This is a genomic window from Profundibacter amoris, from assembly GCF_003544895.1.
GTDB classification, from domain to species: Bacteria; Pseudomonadota; Alphaproteobacteria; order Rhodobacterales; family Rhodobacteraceae; genus Profundibacter; species Profundibacter amoris.
In genome coordinates, this window is sequence record NZ_CP032125.1 from 571,380 (window position 1) to 589,851 (window position 18,472).

16 protein-coding genes are annotated in these 18,472 nt (G+C 57.5%); 6 read left to right on the plus strand and 10 right to left on the minus strand.

The genetic code is table 11. The features are described from left to right. The first annotated feature begins 2 nt into the window (after positions 1 to 2). Entirely contained in the window at positions 3 to 299 is a 297-nt protein-coding gene (locus BAR1_RS02800) for a DUF1467 family protein (protein WP_118941606.1), read from the plus strand. On the opposite strand, the gene BAR1_RS02805 is transcribed toward BAR1_RS02800, so the two are convergent. The 10 genes from BAR1_RS02805 to BAR1_RS02850 form a co-directional block, all read right to left on the minus strand. Further along, entirely contained in the window at positions 262 to 954 is a 693-nt protein-coding gene (locus BAR1_RS02805) for an EI24 domain-containing protein (protein ID WP_118941607.1), read from the minus strand. The genes BAR1_RS02800 and BAR1_RS02805 overlap by 38 nt on opposite strands. Beyond that, positions 951 to 1,532, minus strand: coding sequence for a nitroreductase family protein (locus tag BAR1_RS02810; protein ID WP_118941608.1), 582 nt, complete (start codon positions 1,530 to 1,532; stop codon positions 951 to 953). Before BAR1_RS02810 ends, BAR1_RS02805 begins: the two co-directional genes overlap by 4 nt. 166 nt (positions 1,533 to 1,698) lie before the next feature. After that, complete coding sequence (locus BAR1_RS02815) at positions 1,699 to 2,250, minus strand: rRNA large subunit pseudouridine synthase E (protein WP_118941609.1); 552 nt, start codon at positions 2,248 to 2,250, stop codon at positions 1,699 to 1,701. Next, entirely contained in the window at positions 2,247 to 3,350 is a 1,104-nt protein-coding gene (locus BAR1_RS02820; RefSeq protein ID WP_118941610.1) for a class II histone deacetylase, read from the minus strand. The genes BAR1_RS02815 and BAR1_RS02820 overlap by 4 nt, the downstream gene beginning before the upstream one ends. Positions 3,351 to 3,527: 177 nt before the next feature. Continuing rightward, positions 3,528 to 4,151: an outer membrane protein gene (locus tag BAR1_RS02825; RefSeq protein WP_118941611.1), complete on the minus strand. Its 624-nt coding sequence runs from the start codon at positions 4,149 to 4,151 to the stop codon at positions 3,528 to 3,530. Positions 4,152 to 4,359: 208 nt separating this feature from the next. Beyond that, on the minus strand, positions 4,360 to 6,288 hold the full coding sequence (dxs, locus tag BAR1_RS02830) for a 1-deoxy-D-xylulose-5-phosphate synthase (RefSeq protein ID WP_118941612.1): 1,929 nt from the start codon (positions 6,286 to 6,288) through the stop codon (positions 4,360 to 4,362). Between the two features lie 10 nt (positions 6,289 to 6,298). Continuing rightward, a complete protein-coding gene (locus tag BAR1_RS02835; protein ID WP_118941613.1) occupies positions 6,299 to 7,168 on the minus strand; it encodes a polyprenyl synthetase family protein in 870 nt (289 codons plus the stop codon). Beyond that, entirely contained in the window at positions 7,169 to 7,411 is a 243-nt protein-coding gene (locus BAR1_RS02840; protein WP_118941614.1) for an exodeoxyribonuclease VII small subunit, read from the minus strand. It lies immediately after the preceding gene. Continuing rightward, on the minus strand, positions 7,408 to 8,343 hold the full coding sequence (locus BAR1_RS02845) for a histone deacetylase family protein (RefSeq protein ID WP_118941615.1): 936 nt from the start codon (positions 8,341 to 8,343) through the stop codon (positions 7,408 to 7,410). Before BAR1_RS02845 ends, BAR1_RS02840 begins: the two co-directional genes overlap by 4 nt. Before the next feature lie 114 nt (positions 8,344 to 8,457). Beyond that, on the minus strand, positions 8,458 to 9,156 hold the full coding sequence (locus BAR1_RS02850; protein ID WP_118941616.1) for a helix-turn-helix domain-containing protein: 699 nt from the start codon (positions 9,154 to 9,156) through the stop codon (positions 8,458 to 8,460). 312 nt (positions 9,157 to 9,468) lie between these two features. Here BAR1_RS02850 and BAR1_RS02855 point away from each other — a divergent pair, with 312 nt between their 5' ends. From BAR1_RS02855 to narJ, 5 genes are all read left to right on the plus strand, one after another. After that, a complete protein-coding gene (locus tag BAR1_RS02855) occupies positions 9,469 to 10,725 on the plus strand; it encodes an MFS transporter (protein ID WP_267128384.1) in 1,257 nt (418 codons plus the stop codon). Positions 10,726 to 10,791: 66 nt separating this feature from the next. Next, complete coding sequence (locus tag BAR1_RS02860; protein ID WP_118941618.1) at positions 10,792 to 12,408, plus strand: MFS transporter; 1,617 nt, start codon at positions 10,792 to 10,794, stop codon at positions 12,406 to 12,408. A gap of 64 nt (positions 12,409 to 12,472) precedes the next feature. Further along, positions 12,473 to 16,207, plus strand: coding sequence for a nitrate reductase subunit alpha (locus BAR1_RS02865; RefSeq protein WP_118941619.1), 3,735 nt, complete (start codon positions 12,473 to 12,475; stop codon positions 16,205 to 16,207). Next, positions 16,204 to 17,751, plus strand: a complete 1,548-nt coding sequence (narH, locus tag BAR1_RS02870; RefSeq protein ID WP_118941620.1) for a nitrate reductase subunit beta — start codon at positions 16,204 to 16,206, stop codon at positions 17,749 to 17,751. Before BAR1_RS02865 ends, narH begins: the two co-directional genes overlap by 4 nt. Beyond that, complete coding sequence (narJ, locus tag BAR1_RS02875; protein ID WP_118941621.1) at positions 17,751 to 18,464, plus strand: nitrate reductase molybdenum cofactor assembly chaperone; 714 nt, start codon at positions 17,751 to 17,753, stop codon at positions 18,462 to 18,464. Before narH ends, narJ begins: the two co-directional genes overlap by 1 nt. Positions 18,465 to 18,472: the final 8 nt, after the last annotated feature.

Genomic DNA, 18,472 nt, shown 5'->3' on the forward strand with positions numbered 1-18,472 from the left:
GCATGGCCATAACTTCCGCTCTTGTCCTGTTCGCCGTGATCTGGTTCATGACCCTGTTCATCGTATTGCCCCTGCGCTTGAAAACCCAGGCCGATGTCGGCAAGGTGGCCCGTGGCACACCGTCCTCGGCCCCTGTTGATCCGCAGCTAAAGAAGCGGGCATTGATTGTGACGGTGGTGACCGTGGTTTTGTGGTCCATCCTGATGGTCGTGATCCTGAGCGGCGTGATTGAGGTCGAGGATTTCGACTGGTTCGACCACTTTACCCCGCCTTCTGCAAACGGTGGAACAGGTGGGTAAAGGTTGCCGCCCCCAGAATGGGCACGAACAGATTGACGACGGGAATCGTTAACGGCACCACCATCAGCAACCCTGCCATCCAGATGGTGCCGGAATGTTGTTTGCGCAATGCCTTGGCCCCGTCCCGGCCCAAACGGCGCATCGCGGCCAGCTGGAAATATTCCCGCCCCAGCAAAAAACCGTTCAGCGCCCAGAACACCAGCGGGCTGGCGACATTGGTGACAGCATAGACCAGTATCGCCAGAATATTGGCACCGATCAGCACGCCCAGAAAATTCAGCGTATCAATGATGTTTTCCCGAAACGGGATGCGCGGGGCAGGGGGCAGGTCGGGATAATACCGGCGTTCGACCGCTTTGGCGATGTCCTCCAGAAACAGACCGGTAAAGGCCGAGGCCACGGGGATCATCAGGAAAAACGACAGGATCAGCATGAACCCGACCGATCCCCAGCTTAACAAATCCTTCAGCCATGTGACCTCGCCGACAAAGGGGATGGTCAGGGTGTCAGGGGCAAGATTGTCGATCAGCCACAGGAAACCGGCGTAGAATCCGAACAACAAGGCAATGGTCATGGCCAGCCCGAACAGCAACACCCGCAGGAAACGCGGGTCGGTCAACTGGCTGACGGCTTTGGCAAAATCGCTGAAAATCATTCCTCGATCCAGTCTGTGATGGCACTCATATCAGGGCGCGGCCGGTCGGGCGGGGTGCAGGTTTCACTGCCGATATGGATAAAACCGGCCACGGTTTCGCTGCCGGACAGGTCCAATCCCCGCGTCAGGAATTCGCGATCATGGGCGGGCCAGCCGGACAACCAGTTCGCCCCCCAGCCGGACGCTAAAGCCGCGTTCAGCAGTGACAGACAGGCCGCACCGGCGGAATAGCATTGCTCGACCGGCGGGATTTTATCCGAAGGCTTGGGCGCGGCAATCACAGCCACGATCAGCGGCGCATTGGCGAAACTGTCGGCGGTCTTGGAAATCCTGTCGGGATCGAACCCCAAAGCCGCCCCACGGGTCCGGGCAAGGGCGGCAAGGCGTTGCAGCGCCTGTCCTTGCAAAACGACAAACCGCCACGGCTCCAGCTTGCCATGATCCGGCACACGGGCGGCGGCGGTTAACAATGGTTCCAGCGCCACGCGATCCGGTGCAGGTGTGGTCAGGGTTCTGTAGGGGCGGGATCTGCGGGTCAGGAGGAACTCCATCACGGCAGCATTGTCGGCAAGGCTCATTATAGCGGTTTCTCCTGTTGGCCCGATATATGTCGGTGATTTCACGCGGCGGTTCAAGGGGCGGGCAAAAATGGCCCCTTGTTTCTTTTTCGCCCAAATATCCCCGCCGGAGGCACCGCGCCGTCAGGCGCAAAACAAAAGAGTGCCCCGCAGGGGCTCCATTCATTCAAACCTGCCGCCATTCCCCGCTATCCAGCCCGTCAATCGTCCACGATCCGATCCGGTAACGGATTAGCCGCAATGTCGGATGCCCCACCGCCGCCGTCATCCGCCGCACCTGCCGGTTGCGCCCTTCGGTGATGGTGATCATTAGCCAGCTATCTGGCACGGTTTTGCGAAACCGCACCGGCGGATCACGCGGCCACAGGGCCTTGGGTTCCTCCATCCGCTTCACCTTGGCAGGCCGCGTTTTACCGTCTTTCAGCACCACGCCATCCCGTAAGGATTGCAGCGCCGCGTCCTCCGGCACCCCTTCGACCTGCACCCAATAGGTTTTCGCCATCTTGTGCCTCGGATTGCTGATCTTGGCTTGCAGCCGCCCGTCATCGGTCAGAACCAGCAACCCTTCGCTGTCCTTGTCCAGCCGGCCGGCGGCATAGACACCTTTCACGTCGATAAACTCGGACAGGGTTTTGCGCGAACTGCCCACTGACCCCGCATCCGTAAACTGCGACAGCACGTTGAACGGCTTGTTGAACAGGATTACCTTGGCGTTCAAAAGAACTGCCCTTCCAGATCACCGATCACCTTGGAAAATACCGCCTGCATATCGGCGTTGGGCTGGCGGATCACATAGGCTTCGGCCAGCGGATCAGGCGCAGTGATATTGCTGCCCGACATCTGTTCCAGCACCGCATGACCACAGAAGGGCACATAGGATTCCGAATAGCCCCCCTCGTGCACCAGAACCAGCCTGCCGCCACACAGTTCATCCGCCGCCGCCATCATCTGCGCGGTCATCCGGCGGAAGGTATCGGCGGTGCACAGCATCCTGCCCAACGGATCGTCGATCGCGGGATCATAGCCGAAGGCGATGATGATCACATCGGGGGAAAACGCGCGCAGGGCAGGGGTGACCAGCCGCTCCATCGCCTCGAGATATGTCACATGGCCAGCGCCGGCGGGCAGGGGGATGTTCATGTTGAACCCTTCGCCTGCCCCTTCGCCGCGATCCGTGGCCGCACCGGTGTCCAGCGGATAGTTGCGATCCTGATGCACACTGATGGTCAGCACATCGGCGCGGTCATAGAAGATCGCCTCGGTGCCGTTGCCGTGGTGCACGTCCCAATCCACCACCGCCACCCGTTTGCACAACCCGTCGGCCAAAGCGGATTCAATGGCGATGGCGATATTGGCCAGCAGGCAAAACCCGTTGGGGAAATCCGGCAGGCAGTGATGGCCGGGCGGGCGCGACAGGGAATAGGCGTTTTGCATTTCCCCTTTCAGCACCGCCTGCAAAGCCCCCTTGGCCAGCCCCGCAGACAGGGCGGCGATGTCATATCCATCCTGCGCAAAGGGCGCGCGCAGGCCGATTTCGCCGCCGCCGTTCTGTGACATTTCCCTGAACTTGCGCAGGTAATCTTCCGTATGCACCCGCGCCAGATCTTTGTCTGTTGCAGCAGGGGCGGATCGGGCGTCCAGCTCGTGAATAATCCCTGTCACATCCAGCAGGTTTTTCAGCCGCCGTTTGCTTTCGGGGGTTTCAGGCAGGCCACCGGCCACCATCGGCTGCACCAGCCCGCCAGTGGGAAAACGCGCGGCATAATTGCCGCCTGTGTGCCAGAAACATTTCTCGTCCCGAAAAAAACCTGTGGTCATCGGTTGTCCTTCCCCTGTGTATTTTCAGCGAAACTAGGACAATGGGGACAAGTGGGCCAGAGTAAATCGGAAAAATGGCGATCACCCGCGTTTGCCCGTTCACACAGGGAAGCCGCAAGGGACGGGGTGTTTCGGGGCAAAGGACAAGGGGAAACCCGAAGATCACCCCTTCAAGGATCAGAAGCTTATGATGTAGCTGACTTTCAGCGTTGTGGCCTCATAATCGGGTTCATACTCGGTTATACCAATAGTGGGTTTCGTCAGGGAGGTATCAAACCTGTCATAGATCACTTCCCCGCGGAGCATCCCGCGCCCAAGGGTTTTTTGCAGGCCCAGACCAAGGGTGAAGCCCGCATTCACACCCCTGTCTGTAGTCCCGACATTGGTAGCTCCATCCCCGACCATAATACCGACACCGCCGGAGCCAAACCATTCCAGCCCGTTATTCAGGCTTTGGCCATAAATGCCACGCAGGCGGATAACCGCATCGCGCGTGCAGTAATAGGGTCCGGCAGCACCACCTGCGGCACAAGTCGTGCCAGCGAATTCAAATTCACTTCCGAAAAACAGATCGATATCCGCTTCCGGCCCGAAAAACGCATTGCCGTTTTCAAAACGGTAGCCAAATGTCAGGCCAAGTGCGGGGCTTGTGTCGGAACTTTCAGTGAAGAACCCGCTAAAAGAAGTGGCCCGGCTAAAAGACAGCCCGCCACCATAATAATAGCCGGGATCGGCTATTGCCGCGGTTCCGGTAATGATGAATGTGGTTGCGAGTAAATGTGAACGCCAAGACATGGGCATGTTTGTTATCCTTTCAAATGCGATTGCGGTGTAAAATAGTAACTCGAAAACCAATAAAATCGCGGATAGTCTACCTGCCGGCAGGCAGCAATCAAAGCAATAGGTTATTCATGTTCCCAGATGTGATCTATTCGCAACGTGATGCCGATTTCCGGCAATGGCAGTCATGTTTGTGGGCACAAGAATTGCGTGACGACGCCCTGATAATTCAGGCACGACGGCTGGACAGATCGGCAATGCCCAGAACATCCAGCACCTTTGCCTCGATATCCGGCGCGTTCATCGCGGCGGCGGCATACATCGCGGCGGGGCTGGCGTGGTCGATGAAAGTATCGGGGAACACCATGCTGCGGAATTTCAGACCCACATCAAACACGCCTTCATCGGCCAGAAGTTGGGCCACATGGCTGCCGAAACCACCGATGGCACCTTCCTCGATGGTGATCAGGGCCTCGTGACCGGCGGCCAGTTGCAGGATCATTTCACGGTCCAGCGGCTTGGCGAAACGGGCGTCGGCAATGGTCGGGGTAATCCCCTTGGCGGCCAGCGATTCAGCGGCCTTCTGCACCTCGGACAACCGGGTGCCGAAGGACAGGATCGCAACGCGAGTCCCTTCGGAAATAATCCGCCCCTTGCCGATTTCCAGCGGCACGCCGCGTTCGGGCAGTTCCACCCCCACCCCTTCGCCACGCGGGAAACGGAAGGCGCTGGGGTGATCGTCAATCGCGGCGGCGGTGGCGACCATATGCACCAGCTCGGCCTCGTCCGCGGCGGCCATCACTACGAAACCGGGCAGGTTGGCCAGAAAGGCAATGTCGTAAATACCCGCATGGGTCGGGCCATCGGCGCCCACAAGTCCGGCGCGGTCAATGGCAAAGCGCACGGGCAGGCGTTGCACCGCCACGTCATGTACCACCTGGTCATAGCCCCGTTGCAGGAAGGTCGAATACATCGTGCAAAACGGTTTCATTCCGCCTGCGGCCAAGGCCGCTGAAAAGGTCACCCCGTGCTGTTCGGCAATCCCTACATCAAAGCAGCGACTGGGATAGCGTTCGGCAAACAGGTTCAGCCCCGTGCCGTCGGGCATCGCGGCGGTCACAGCGCAAATCTTGTCATCTTCGGCGGCCTGCTGCAACAAAGCGTCGGCAAACACGCGGGTATAGCTGGGGGCGTTGCCGGGGGCTTTTTTCTGCTCGCCGGTGACCACGTTGAACTGGGCGGTTGCGTGGCCCTTGTCACGCGCGGTTTCGGCGGGGGCATAGCCCTTGCCCTTTTTGGTCAGCACATGGATCAGCATCGGCCCTGTGGCGCGGTCCTTGACGGTGCGCAGCAGCGGCAGCAACTGGTCCAGATCATGCCCGTCGATCGGGCCGACATAGGAAAAGCCCAGCTCCTCGAACAGGGTGCCGCCGACGGTCATGGATTTCAGCATTTCCTTGGCGCGCTTGGCCCCTTCCTTAAAGGGTGGGGGCAACAGGCTGACCGCGCCCTTGGCGGCAGATTTCAATTCCTGAAACGGCTCGCCTGCATAAAGGCGCGAAAGGTAAGCCGACATCGCGCCAACCGGCGGGGCGATGGACATTTCGTTATCGTTCAGGATCACGAACATGCGTTTCTTCAGATGACCCGCGTTGTTCATCGCCTCATAGGCCATGCCGGCAGACATTGCCCCGTCGCCAATTACCGCTATTGCATCGCCAATGCCGTGTTCCGGCGCGCCGCCCAGATCCCGCGCCACGGCAAAGCCAAGGGCGGCGGAAATCGAGGTCGAACTGTGGCCCGCGCCAAACGGGTCATAAGGGGATTCCGCGCGTTTGGTGAAACCCGACAGCCCGCTTTCCTGTCGCAGGGTGCGGATGCGGTCACGCCGCCCTGTCAGCACCTTGTGCGGGTAACACTGGTGGCCCACGTCCCAGATCAGCCGGTCACGCGGGGTGTCGAACACCGCATGCAGCGCCACGGTCAGTTCCACCACGCCCAGCCCAGCCCCCAGATGGCCGCCGGTGACAGACACGGCAGAAATCACTTCGGCCCGCAATTCGTCGGCCAGTTGCGCCAGCTCGCGGTCGGACAGGGTTTTCAGGTCTGCGGGAACCGTAACACGGTCAAGCATCGGGGTATCGGGGCGGTCGCTCATCGGGTTATACTCACTTATCCCGCGCAATGACGAACCGCGCGGCCTGACGCAGAGTATCTGCCTTTGCGCCAAAAGGTGCAAGAGCCGCCTGCGCCTGATCCACCAGTTCCGCCGCGCGCGCCTTGGCCCCGTCCAGCCCCAGCAGGGAAACAAAGGTGGCCTTGCCCGCCTCCGCGTCCTTGCCCAGCCGTTTGCCGGCCTTGGCCGCGTCGCCCTCGACATCCAGAATATCGTCGGCGATCTGGAAGGCCAGACCCAGCGCGGTTGCATAGTCGCGCATCGGTTTCACATCCGCGCCCGCCATCATCGCGCCGGCCTCGGCGGACCAGCGGATCAGTGCGCCGGTTTTGCCGTCTTGCAGGTGGGTGATTTCCGGCAAAGTCAGCGGATGGGGGGCGGTTTCGGCAGCAATGTCCAGCGCCTGTCCGAGCACCATCCCCTGCGCACCCGAGGCTCGCGCCAGTGTCGCCACCAGTTCCAGCCGCACCAAGGGATCACCCGAGACCTCGGTGCGGGTCAGGGTTTCAAACGCCAGCGTTTGCAGCGCATCCCCCGCCAGAACCGCCGTGGCCTGATCCCATTTCACATGCACCGTGGGCTGGCCACGGCGCAGATCGTCGTCATCCATGCAGGGCAGATCGTCATGCACCAGCGAATAGGCGTGCAGCATTTCCACAGCCGCCGCCGGATACAGCGCCCGCGCCGCGTCCACCCCGTGCAGCCGCGCCGTTTCCAGCACCAGAAACCCCCGCAGCCGTTTGCCGCCGGAAGTGGCATAACGCATCGCCTGCACCACAGGCAGATCGCCCAGCGGTGCCATAAGCTGTTGCAGGCAGATGCCGATTTGCCCTGCCGCGTCGTTCAGTGATCTGGCAAACATTTACAGCCCTTCGACCGGCTTTGTCCCCGTTGGCTGCCCGTCTTCGCCCAGCGTGATCGCGGCAACCTTTTCTTCGGCTTCCTTCAGCTTGGCCTCGCAGCGTTTCTTCAACTCGGCCCCGCGTTCATACAGCTTGATCGATTCCTCAAGCGGCACGTCTCCGCGCTCAAGCTGGCCCACAACGGCCTCAAGTGCTGCCATTGCCTCTTCAAAGCTCATCTTGTCTACCGGTTTGTCGCTCATCCGCCGCGCTCCATCAAAACCTTTACATGTGCAGCCACCGAGGCCGCCAATGCGTCCAGATCATATCCGCCTTCCAATGTCGAGACAATGCGCCCCTCGCAAACCTTGTCGGCCACATCGCAAATGCGGTTTGTCAGCCAGACAAAATCCTCGACCTCCCACATCAGACCGGCCAGCGGGTCAGCGCGGTGGGCGTCAAATCCGGCGGATACAAGGATCAGGTCGGGTTTGAAGGCCTCGATTGCCGGAAAGATTTCGCCGTCATAGGCGGCTTGCAGGGTGGCGGTGGTACAGCCCTCGGGCAGGGGGTAGTTCAATACATTGTCAAAGGCACCGGTTTCGGTGGCGGCACCGGTGCCGGGGTAAAGCGGCATCTGGTGGCTGGAGCAGAACAGGGCGCGGGATTCGTCCCACAGCAGGGACTGGGTGCCATTGCCGTGATGCACGTCGAAATCGACGATGGCCACCCGTCGGGCCCCGCAGTTTTCCAGCGCGTGTTTTGCGGCAATGGCGACATTGCCGAACAGGCAGAACCCCATCGGTTTTTCCTGTTCCGCGTGGTGGCCGGGCGGGCGGATGCCACAAAAGGCGTTATTCACCTCGCCATTCATCACCATTTCCACCGCGCGGATATTCGCCCCTACACCCCGTAACGCCGCAGTCAGCGAGCCAGCAGACATATGTGTGTCGGGGTCCAGTGATACTGTGCCTTCGGTCGGGGCGGCATCGCGCACCCGTTTGATATGTGCCGCCGGATGGGCCAGCAGGATGTGGCTGTCCTCTGCCAGCGGGGCGTCCTCGCGCTGCAAATTAACGAATTCCGGCGCGCTCAGGGCCTGTTGCACATGTTCCAGCCGTGCCACCTGCTCGGGATGACCGGGGGGCGTGATGTGTGACAGGCAATCGTTGTGAGTGATAAAAACTGTGCTCATGGGGGGACGCTACGATAATAACGCAGGGCAAACAAGTTATTGGGAAACCCGAGGCGTCGCGCGCGTTTTCTTTGAAAGAAAACGATCCGAAATCTTTAAAATATTTCGGGGCTTCTAGCTTCTGGGATCGTCAATCAGCGGTGTTGGTTTGGCCAGCTTTTTTAGGTCATCCGGTTTCGTAATTTCGATATTCTGCCCGTCAATAATCAACCCGTAAGGCCGCAACGCTTTAATCGCGCGCGACAGGTTTTCCGGTGTCATCCCCAGAATAGATGCCAGGCGGCGCTTTTCGATCGGCAGTTCGAATTTGTCGCCGCCGCCCATCTTTTTTTGCAACTTGAGGAGGTAATTTGCCAGACGTTCAATCGAGGTGCGCAGCTTTAGCCCCTTCACACCTTTGATCACACCGCGATAGCAATAGGCCAGTTCCTGCACGATCGCGCGGGCGAAATCATGGTCTTTCTGGAATACGGCACGCACGTCTTCGGCGGGCACCATGATAATGCGGGATCGTTCCAGCGTGCGGGCCGACATCAGGTTCGGCGCGTCACGAATGGCAGCCGCCAGAATAAACGTCGCCCCTTCGCGCAGGATCGTCATCGCGGTTTCGCGTTCATTCCAGTTGGCAAACAGTTCGACCGAGCCATCCACAACGATATGCAAAAAGTCGCAAGGATCTCCTTCGACGATCAATTCCATATTGGGTGGAAAGTTCTGAACATATGCTCCGCGCACCAGTTCGGCAAAGCTTTCGTCCGACATTTCGCGGAAAAGCTCAAGCGTTCGAATCGCGGGAATATCACTGTCGCGCATAGGATGCTCACTGATTGGCGTTTGACATATATCAATCGAATGGGCGCTGATTGTCAAGGCGGCAATGGAAGCATGTGGTTGCCGCGCGCAATAATTAACCTTCCGTCACATGACATATGTCTCTAACCTATTTATTTTAAAAGAAAATATGACGCCACTTGATGTGGATCAAGTTATTGACTCTGGAAACAATGTCCTGTGGTTACATAGCGCAAAGCGCATAGCTGCGCATAATAACGTGGAGGGCACATAATGCATGAACTTGATGGAGTGACCAAATCAGACCAGTACCGGGCGTTGGGACTGAGCACTTTGGCTTTTACAGTTTGTTTTGCCGTTTGGACGATTTTCTCGATTATCGGTGTTAAAATTAAACAAGATCTGGGCCTGTCCGAAACCCAGTTCGGCCTTTTGGTCGCGACACCTGTTCTGACAGGTTCGCTCAGCCGCATCTTTCTGGGGATCTGGACCGACCAGTTCGGGGGCCGCATCATGCTGCCGCTGCAAATGCTGGTCACAGCGATTTCGGTCTGGTTGCTGGCATCGGTTCATACATATGCTGTGTTCCTGATGGCGGCCCTCGGGCTGGGTTTGGCCGGTGGTTCGTTCATCATCGGGATTGCCTATGTGTCCCGCTGGTTCGAGGCCGAGAAACAGGGCACCGCACTGGGCATCTTCGGGGCCGGTAACGTCGGCGCGGCTGTTACCAACTTTGCCGCACCTTTCCTTGTGGTTGCATACGGCTGGGAAGACACTGCACGCATCTACGCTGTGGTTCTGGTGATCATGGCCATTGTTTTCTACATCTTCGCCAAGGAAGATCCGGTTCGCAAAATGCAGAAAGAAACCGGTGCAAAGCCCGTTTCGGCCCTGAAGCAGCTGGAGCCGCTGAAAAATATGCAGGTCTGGCGTTTTGCCACCTACTATTTCTTTGTGTTCGGTGCGTTCGTGGCATTCGCTTCATTCCTGCCGCGTTACTATGTCGGTGCCTACGGTGTCGCGCTGACTTCGGCGGGTGTGTTCGCCGGTATGTATTCACTGCCTGGCTCGATCTTTCGCGCGTTGGGCGGCTGGATGTCCGATGTCTGGGGCGCACGTTATGTGATGTATCTGACCTTCGGCGTGTCGCTGGTTGTGCTTTTTGTCATGAGCTATCCTGAAACTACCTATATCGTCGAAGGCATCCCGCATGAAGACGGTTCCCCCAATCTGATCGAGTTCAGCTTTGGTATTCCGCTTTACCTGTTTGTGTTCCTGACCGTGATCCTTGGCTTTGTGATGAGTTTGGGCAAGGCGGCTGTTTACAAACACATCCCCGTATATTTCCCGCACAACGTAGGCGCTGTTGGCGGTCTGGTCGGGATGATCGGCGGTCTGGGCGGGTTTGTTCTGCCGATTGCCTTTGGCATCCTGCTGGATGTGTTTCAGGTCTGGTCGGTCGTGTTCATGCTGATGTTCATCATCGTGGCCATCAGCATGATCTGGATGCATCTGGCGATCCGCTCGATGGATCGCAAGGCACATCCGGAACTGACAAAGAACACCCACCTGTCAGACGTTCCGCACTAATTCGAATAAACAGGCGGGCGGCACAGGCGGCCCGCCATAAAAACCACCACCAAAGGGAGAAATACCTTGGGACAAGATATCAGAAACTGGGACATCGAGGACGAGGGCTATTGGGCCTCGACCGGCAAGTCCATCGCAACACGGAATCTGTGGATTTCGATCCCCAGCCTGCTGATCGGCTTTGCTGTCTGGCTGTATTGGGGGATTATCACGGTTCAGATGATCAACCTCGGTTTTCCGTTTGAAAAATCGCAATTGTTCACCTTGGGCGCGATTGCCGGTCTGACCGGTGCGACCCTGCGGATCCCGTCAACATTCTTTATCCGCATCGCGGGCGGGCGGAATACTATTGTTTTCACCACCGCTTTGCTGATGATCCCTGCACTGGGCACCGGTCTGGCGCTGATGGATCCGAACACACCGCTTTGGAAGTTCCAGTTGCTGGCCTTCCTGTCCGGTATCGGGGGTGGCAACTTTGCCTCTTCGATGTCGAACATTTCCTTCTTTTATCCTAAAAAAGTGCAGGGTTATGCGCTGGGCATGAATGCGGGGCTGGGCAACTTCGGTGTGACCACTATGCAGATCCTGATCCCGCTGGTTATGACTGTGGGCATTTTTGGTGGACCAAGCCGCACACTGGTGAATACTTCGGGCACATTGATCGGGAAAATTCCGGCCGGCACCGAAACCTATATCCAGAACGCGGGTTTTATCTGGCTGGTGTTCCTGATCCCGTTGGCCATTATTGGCTGGTTCGGGATGAACAACATCCGTGACGAACATGTTTCGCCCGACATTCCAAACCCGATCGGGGCCTTTGCCACCATCACCGGCATGTTGCTGGTGGGTTTTGTGACCGCGGCCTTTGGTCTGTGGCTGATGCTGCCTGCTGTACCCGGTGGTCTGCCGACTTCGGGTCTGATGGTGTCCAAATGGATCGTGCTGCCGATCGTGATTGCACTGACGGTAATCCTGCTGAAAATGATCCCCGGCGCGGTTGGCCAAAACCTGACACGCCAGTACAAGATTTTCGGCAACAAGCACACCTGGGCCATGACCGTGATCTACACCATGACCTTTGGCTCATTTATCGGTTACGCCGCCACATTTGCGCTGGCCATCAAAGTTGTCTTTGGTTTCCAGCATGTGATGGTTGACGGGGTGATGACGCATAACACTGTGAACGATCTTGGCCCCTCGGCCCTGATGTATGCCTGGATGGGTCCGTTCATCGGCGCCCTGATCCGCCCCGTTGGCGGTATGATTGCCGACAAGATGGGCGGCGCGAAAGTGACGCAAATCATTTCGGTTGTGATGGTCGCGTCGGCGCTGGGTGTGGCTTACTTCCTGAAACTGGCTTATGCTTCGGCGACACCGCAGGACTACTTCCTGCCGTTCATGATCCTGTTCCTGATCCTGTTTGCAGCCACCGGTCTCGGCAACGGCTCGACCTTCCGCACCATCGCGGTTGTGTTCAACAAGGAACAGGCCGGACCCGTACTGGGCTGGACCTCGGCTGTGGCTGCCTATGGTGCCTTCATCATCCCCAAAGTGTTCGGGGAACAGATCAAGGCAACCACACCTGAATACGCCCTGTATGGTTTTGCCATCTTCTATGGTGTCTGTATCGCCATCAACTGGTGGTTCTACCTGCGCCCCGGCGCCTATGTGAAGAACCCGTAAAACATATCCCTGTCTGCCCCGGCATCACGTCGGGGCGGCATCCCCCAGAACAGGAGAGAAACAAATGAGCCATCTGCTCGACCGCCTGAATTTCTTCCAGTCCAAAAGACTGGATACGTTTTCCAACGGACATGGTGAAACCACCATCGAAAACCGCGACTGGGAAGATGTTTACCGTAATCGCTGGCGTCACGACAAAATCGTGCGCTCCACCCACGGTGTGAACTGCACGGGTTCGTGTTCGTGGAAAATCTACGTCAAATCCGGTATCGTGACCTGGGAAACCCAGCAGACCGATTACCCGCGCACCCGCCCCGACATGCCCAACCACGAACCGCGTGGTTGCCAGCGTGGCGCCTCCTACAGCTGGTATCTGTATTCCGCCAACCGCGTGAAAACCCCGCTGATCCGTGGCAAGATGCTGCGCGCCTATCGCAAGCTGCGTGCCACCATGAGCGCAACGGCTGCCTGGAAGGCCCTTCAGGATGATCCGATCCTGCGTGCCTCTTATGTCAAAACCCGTGGTAAAGGCGGCTTCGTGCGCGCCACATGGGAAGAGGCCAACGAGATCATCGGTGCTGCCAACGCCTACACTGCCAAAACATATGGTCCTGACCGCGTGTTCGGTTTCTCTCCGATCCCTGCGATGTCGATGGTGTCTTACGCCGCGGGTGCCCGTTACCTAAGCTTGCTGGGTGGAACATGTCTATCGTTCTATGACTGGTATTGCGATCTGCCACCCGCCAGCCCGATGACATGGGGCGAGCAAACCGATGTGCCGGAATCAGCTGACTGGTATAATGCCGGTTACCTGCTGATCTGGGGGTCGAACGTGCCCCAAACCCGCACGCCCGACGCGCACTTCTATACCGAAGTTCGCTATAAAGGCACCAAATCCGCCGTGATCAGCCCTGACTATTCCGAGGCCGCAAAATTTGGCGATATCTGGCTGAACCCCAAGGCTGGCACCGACAGTGCGCTGGCAATGGCGATGGGCCATGTTATCCTGCGTGAATTCCATCTGGACCGTCAGGCCCCCTATTTCGAGGAATACACCCGCAAATATTCGGATTTCCCGATGCTGGTAAGGATCGAGGAAAAAGATGGCCAATTAATTCCGGGCCGCTTGTTGCGGGCGGATGATCTGCAAGGGAAGCTGGGCCAGAAGAACAATCCCGAATGGAAAACCGTGGCTTGGGATGGTAATTCCAAAAGCCCTGTCGTGCCCAATGGCACAATCGGTTTCCGATGGGGGGAAGATGGAGAATGGAACCTCGAGGAGCGCGCCAAGGGTAAAGACACCGAACTGATGTTGTCCTTTATTCAGGAAGAAGACCGTGACGATGTGGTTGGCGTTGACTTCCCTTATTTCGGCGGCCAGGCCACCAAGCATTTCGTCAAATGCGACCACCCCGAGGTGATGACAAAGAATGTGCCGGTCAAGCGGATCAAATCGGGCAAAAAGGAAATCCTTGTAGCCACAGTATTCGATTTGTTTTGTGCAAACTACGGGCTGGATCGAGGCCTTGGCGGTGAATGGGTCACGGATGATTATTCCAAAGACATCCCCTATACCCCCGCATGGGCCGAAAAGATCACCGGCGTTCCTGCCGAAAAGATTGAAACGGTTGCCCGCGAATTCGCGCTGAATGCGGAAAAAACCGAAGGCCGTTCGATGGTCATTCTGGGGGCCGGTCTGAACCACTGGTACCATATGGACATGAACTATCGCGGCATCATCAACATGCTGGTGATGTGTGGTTGTGTCGGTAAATCCGGTGGTGGCTGGAGCCACTATGTGGGTCAGGAAAAATTGCGCCCGCAAACCGGCTGGACTCCATTGTGCTTTGCATTGGACTGGCATCGTCCACCGCGGCACATGAACGGGACTTCGGCATTTTACGCCCACACCGATCAATGGCGTTACGAGCAGCTGGACGTTAAGGAAATCCTGTCCCCCACTGCGCCAAAGGGCGATTGGGATGCCAGCCTGATTGACTATAATATCCGCGCTGAACGCATGGGCTGGCTGCCATCTGCTCCGCAGTTGAAAACCAACCCGCTGGAAGTGGGCAAAGCGGCCAAGAAGGCCGGCCAACCCGTTGCTGAATATGTGGCGGAACAGCTGAAATCCGGCAAACTGGAAATGTCCTGCGAGGATCCAGATGCGCCGGAAAACTGGTCGCGCAATTTGTTCGTGTGGCGTTCGAACCTGCTGGGCGCGTCCGGCAAAGGCCATGAATATTTCATCAAGCACCTGCTGGGCACCGATCACGGTGTACTGGGCAAGGATCTGGGTGAAGAAGGTGGCCGGATGCCTAAAGAGGCCAAATGGCACGAGAAGGCCCCCGAAGGTAAACTTGACCTGCTGGTGACCATCGACTTCCGCATGTCCACTACGGCGGTTTATTCGGATATCGTTCTGCCGACGGCGTCCTGGTATGAAAAGGACGACATGAACACATCCGACATGCACCCGTTCATCCACCCGCTTCAGGCGGCGGTTGATCCGGCCTATGAAAGCCGCACGGACTGGGAAATCTTCAAAGGCATTGCAAAATCGGTCAGTGAAATCGCGCCGGAAATTCTGGATGTGGAAACCGACGTTGTGCAATGGCCCTTGCAGCATGACAGCCCGATGGAAGTGATGCAGGACCGCGTGCGGGACTGGAAGAAGGACGAATGCGACCTGATCCCGGGCCAAACCGCGCCAAACTATATCGAGGTCGAGCGGGATTATTCGCAAATCTATGCCAAATATACTTCGGTAGGTCCGCTGCTCGACAAACTGGGCAATGGCGGCAAGGGCATCGGCTGGGATACCAAGGTCGAAGTGCAGCACCTGCGTGATCTGAACGGTGTGGTTCTGGAAGAGGGTGTGTCCAAAGGCCAACCCAAACTGGATACCGCGATTGATGCTTGCGAAATGATCCTGATGCTGGCCCCTGAAACCAACGGTGAAGTGGCGGTGAAAGCCTGGAACGCGTTGGGCAAAGCGACAGGGCGCGAGCACGCGCATCTGGCCAAATCCAAAGAGGATGAAAAAATCCGTTTCCGCGATATTGCGGCGCAGCCTCGCAAGATCATTTCCTCGCCTACATGGTCGGGGATCGAAAGCGAACATGTGTCCTATAACGCCGGTTACACCAACGTTCACGAGTTGATCCCGTGGCGCACGCTGACTGGTCGTCAGCAGCTTTATCAGGATCATGAATGGATGCTGGCCTTCGGTGAAGGCTTCTGCAGCTACCGTCCTCCGGTCGATCTGAAAACGATCAACCCGGATATCAATACTGACGAGGGCGAACCACATGTGATCCTCAACTTTATCACACCGCACCAGAAATGGGGTATCCACAGTACCTATTCGGACAACCTGCACATGCTGACACTGAACCGTGGTGGTCCGGTGGTCTGGATTTCCGAAGTGGACGCCAAAACCGCCGGTCTGGTCGATAACGACTGGGTCGAGGCCTACAACGCCAACGGCGCACTTACGGCCCGTGTGGTTGTGTCCCAGCGGATGAAGCAAGGCACCATCTATATGTATCACGCCCAAGAAAAGATCGTGAATACACCGGGATCGGAAAAAACCGGCATTCGGGGTGGTATCCATAACTCGGTCACCCGCGTCACGGTAAAACCGACGCATATGATTGGCGGCTATGCCCAGCAATCCTATGGCTTCAATTACTACGGCACTGTCGGCTCGAACCGCGACGAATTCGTGATCGTCCGCAAAATGAAGAAAATCGACTGGCTTGATACCCCTGTCACATCTACGGAGGCAGCAGAATGAAAATCCGCGCACAAATAGGCATGGTGCTGAACCTTGATAAATGTATCGGGTGTCACACCTGTTCGGTTACCTGTAAAAATGTCTGGACCAGCCGTGAAGGTGTTGAATACGCCTGGTTCAACAACGTCGAAACCAAACCCGGTATCGGGTATCCCAAGGATTGGGAAAATCAGGCCCGCTGGAATGGCGGCTGGGAACGTTCAAAACGCGGCAAACTGCACCCCAAACAGGGCAGCAAATGGCGCATCTTGGCGAAAATCTTTGGCAATCCTGACCTGCCCGAGATCGACGACTATTACGAGCCGTTCACCTTTGACTATGACCACCTGAAATCGGCCCCTGACATGCCCGCCTTCCCCACCGCGCGTCCGCGTTCGGTGATCACAGGCGAGCGGATGGAAAAGATCGTCGGCGGTCCCAACTGGGAGGAAATCCTGGGGGGTGAATTCAGTAAGCGGTCCAAGGACTACAACTTTGAAGGTGTTCAAAAGGAAATCTATGGCGAATACGAAAATACATTCATGATGTATTTGCCCCGCCTGTGCGAACACTGTCTGAACCCCGCCTGTGCCGCATCCTGCCCCTCGGGCGCGATCTACAAGCGCGAAGAAGACGGCATTGTTCTGATCGATCAGGAAAAATGTCGCGGTTGGCGGATGTGTGTGTCCGGCTGTCCTTACAAAAAGGTCTACTACAACTGGGAAAGCGGCAAGTCCGAGAAATGCACCTTCTGCTATCCACGGATCGAGTCAGGTATGCCGACGGTCTGTTCGGAAACCTGCGTGGGCCGCATCCGTTATCTGGGTGTGATCCTGTATGACGCCGACCGGATCGAGGAAATGGCGAATACGCCTTCGGAAAAGGATCTGTATCAGGCACAGCTGGATATGTTCCTTGACCCCAATGACCCCGCTGTAGAAGCGCAGGCCATTGCCGACGGTGTTCCCGCAGACTGGATCAAAGCCGCCAAGAAATCGCCGGTCTACAAGATGGCGATGGACTGGAAGATCGCCTTCCCGCTGCACCCCGAATACCGCACCTTGCCGATGGTCTGGTATATCCCGCCACTGTCGCCCATCCAGAATGCCGCCGAAGCCGGCGCAATCGGGCTGGACCGCGATATGCCGGATGTAAAATCCCTGCGCATCCCTGTGCGCTATCTGGCCAACATGCTGACCGCCGGTGACGAGGCCCCCGTGGTCACAGCACTGGAACGGATGCTGGCGATGCGCGCCTATATGCGCAGCAAAACCATCGACGGTGTAATCGACGAAGGCATCGCCGAACGGGTCGGTCTGACGACCGAGTTGATCGAGGACATGTATCACATCATGGCCATCGCCAACTATGAAGACCGCTTTGTGGTGCCGACAACGCACCGCGAAACAGTCGAGGACGGCATGGATATCCGCACCGGCTGTGGCTTTACCGATGGCAACGGCTGTTCCACCGGTATTTCCGAAGGCAGCATGTTCGGCGGCAAGAAAAAGGACAAAGGCTTCTCTATTCCGCCGATGCCCGCCGCCGCCCGGGAGGTATTCTGATGCATATGCCTCTGAAAGCGATATCGGCGCTTCTGAGCTATCCGACAGAAGAGCTACAGGCCGCCAAGGCCGAATTGATCGAAGCGCTGGGGCAGGGTGATCTGCTCCCCGCCGGTCTGATCAATGAACTTTCCGTGCTGATTAACGAAATCGCCATTGGTGATATCTATGATCTGCAGGAAACATATGTCGGGCTGTTTGACCGCTCGCGCAGCCTCAGCTTGAACCTGTTCGAACATGTCCACGGCGACAGCCGTGACAGGGGGCCGGCGATGGTCGATCTGGTGGAAAACTATCGGGCGGCAGGGTTTGAACCCGCGTCAACCGAACTGCCCGATCATATTCCTGTGCTGCTGGAATTCCTCGCAATGCGTCCCATTGACGAGGCGCGGGAGGTGCTGGCCGATGCCGCGCATATACTGGAAGTGCTTTGCACACGTCTCACACGACGCGAAAGCATTTATGCGCCGGCCTTTGCCGCCCTCCTGCACATTTCCGGCGAGGTTGCCGATCAGGCAATTGTTGCCGAATTGTTGGCCGTAAAGGAAGACGATCCAAACGATCTGGAAGCACTGGACGAGATATGGGAAGAATCCGAGGTCACTTTTGCCCCGGACCCGAACGCCGGTTGTCCGCAGGTCCGCGATATACTGGCCCAGATGGATACACCCCGCAACGCCCCCCCCGAAACAGCGCCCGCAGCGCAAGAATAAGGAGACAG

Coding starts and splice junctions, on each gene's coding strand:
- BAR1_RS02800 (WP_118941606.1), top strand. CDS start 3: ATGGCCATAACTTCCGCTCTTGTCCTGTTCGCCGTGATCTGGTTCATG.
- BAR1_RS02805 (WP_118941607.1), bottom strand. CDS start 954: ATGATTTTCAGCGATTTTGCCAAAGCCGTCAGCCAGTTGACCGACCCG.
- BAR1_RS02810 (WP_118941608.1), bottom strand. CDS start 1,532: ATGAGCCTTGCCGACAATGCTGCCGTGATGGAGTTCCTCCTGACCCGC.
- BAR1_RS02820 (WP_118941610.1), bottom strand. CDS start 3,350: ATGACCACAGGTTTTTTTCGGGACGAGAAATGTTTCTGGCACACAGGC.
- BAR1_RS02825 (WP_118941611.1), bottom strand. CDS start 4,151: ATGCCCATGTCTTGGCGTTCACATTTACTCGCAACCACATTCATCATT.
- dxs (WP_118941612.1), bottom strand. CDS start 6,288: ATGAGCGACCGCCCCGATACCCCGATGCTTGACCGTGTTACGGTTCCC.
- BAR1_RS02835 (WP_118941613.1), bottom strand. CDS start 7,168: ATGTTTGCCAGATCACTGAACGACGCGGCAGGGCAAATCGGCATCTGC.
- BAR1_RS02840 (WP_118941614.1), bottom strand. CDS start 7,411: ATGAGCGACAAACCGGTAGACAAGATGAGCTTTGAAGAGGCAATGGCA.
- BAR1_RS02845 (WP_118941615.1), bottom strand. CDS start 8,343: ATGAGCACAGTTTTTATCACTCACAACGATTGCCTGTCACACATCACG.
- BAR1_RS02850 (WP_118941616.1), bottom strand. CDS start 9,156: ATGCGCGACAGTGATATTCCCGCGATTCGAACGCTTGAGCTTTTCCGC.
- BAR1_RS02865 (WP_118941619.1), top strand. CDS start 12,473: ATGAGCCATCTGCTCGACCGCCTGAATTTCTTCCAGTCCAAAAGACTG.
- narH (WP_118941620.1), top strand. CDS start 16,204: ATGAAAATCCGCGCACAAATAGGCATGGTGCTGAACCTTGATAAATGT.
- narJ (WP_118941621.1), top strand. CDS start 17,751: ATGCATATGCCTCTGAAAGCGATATCGGCGCTTCTGAGCTATCCGACA.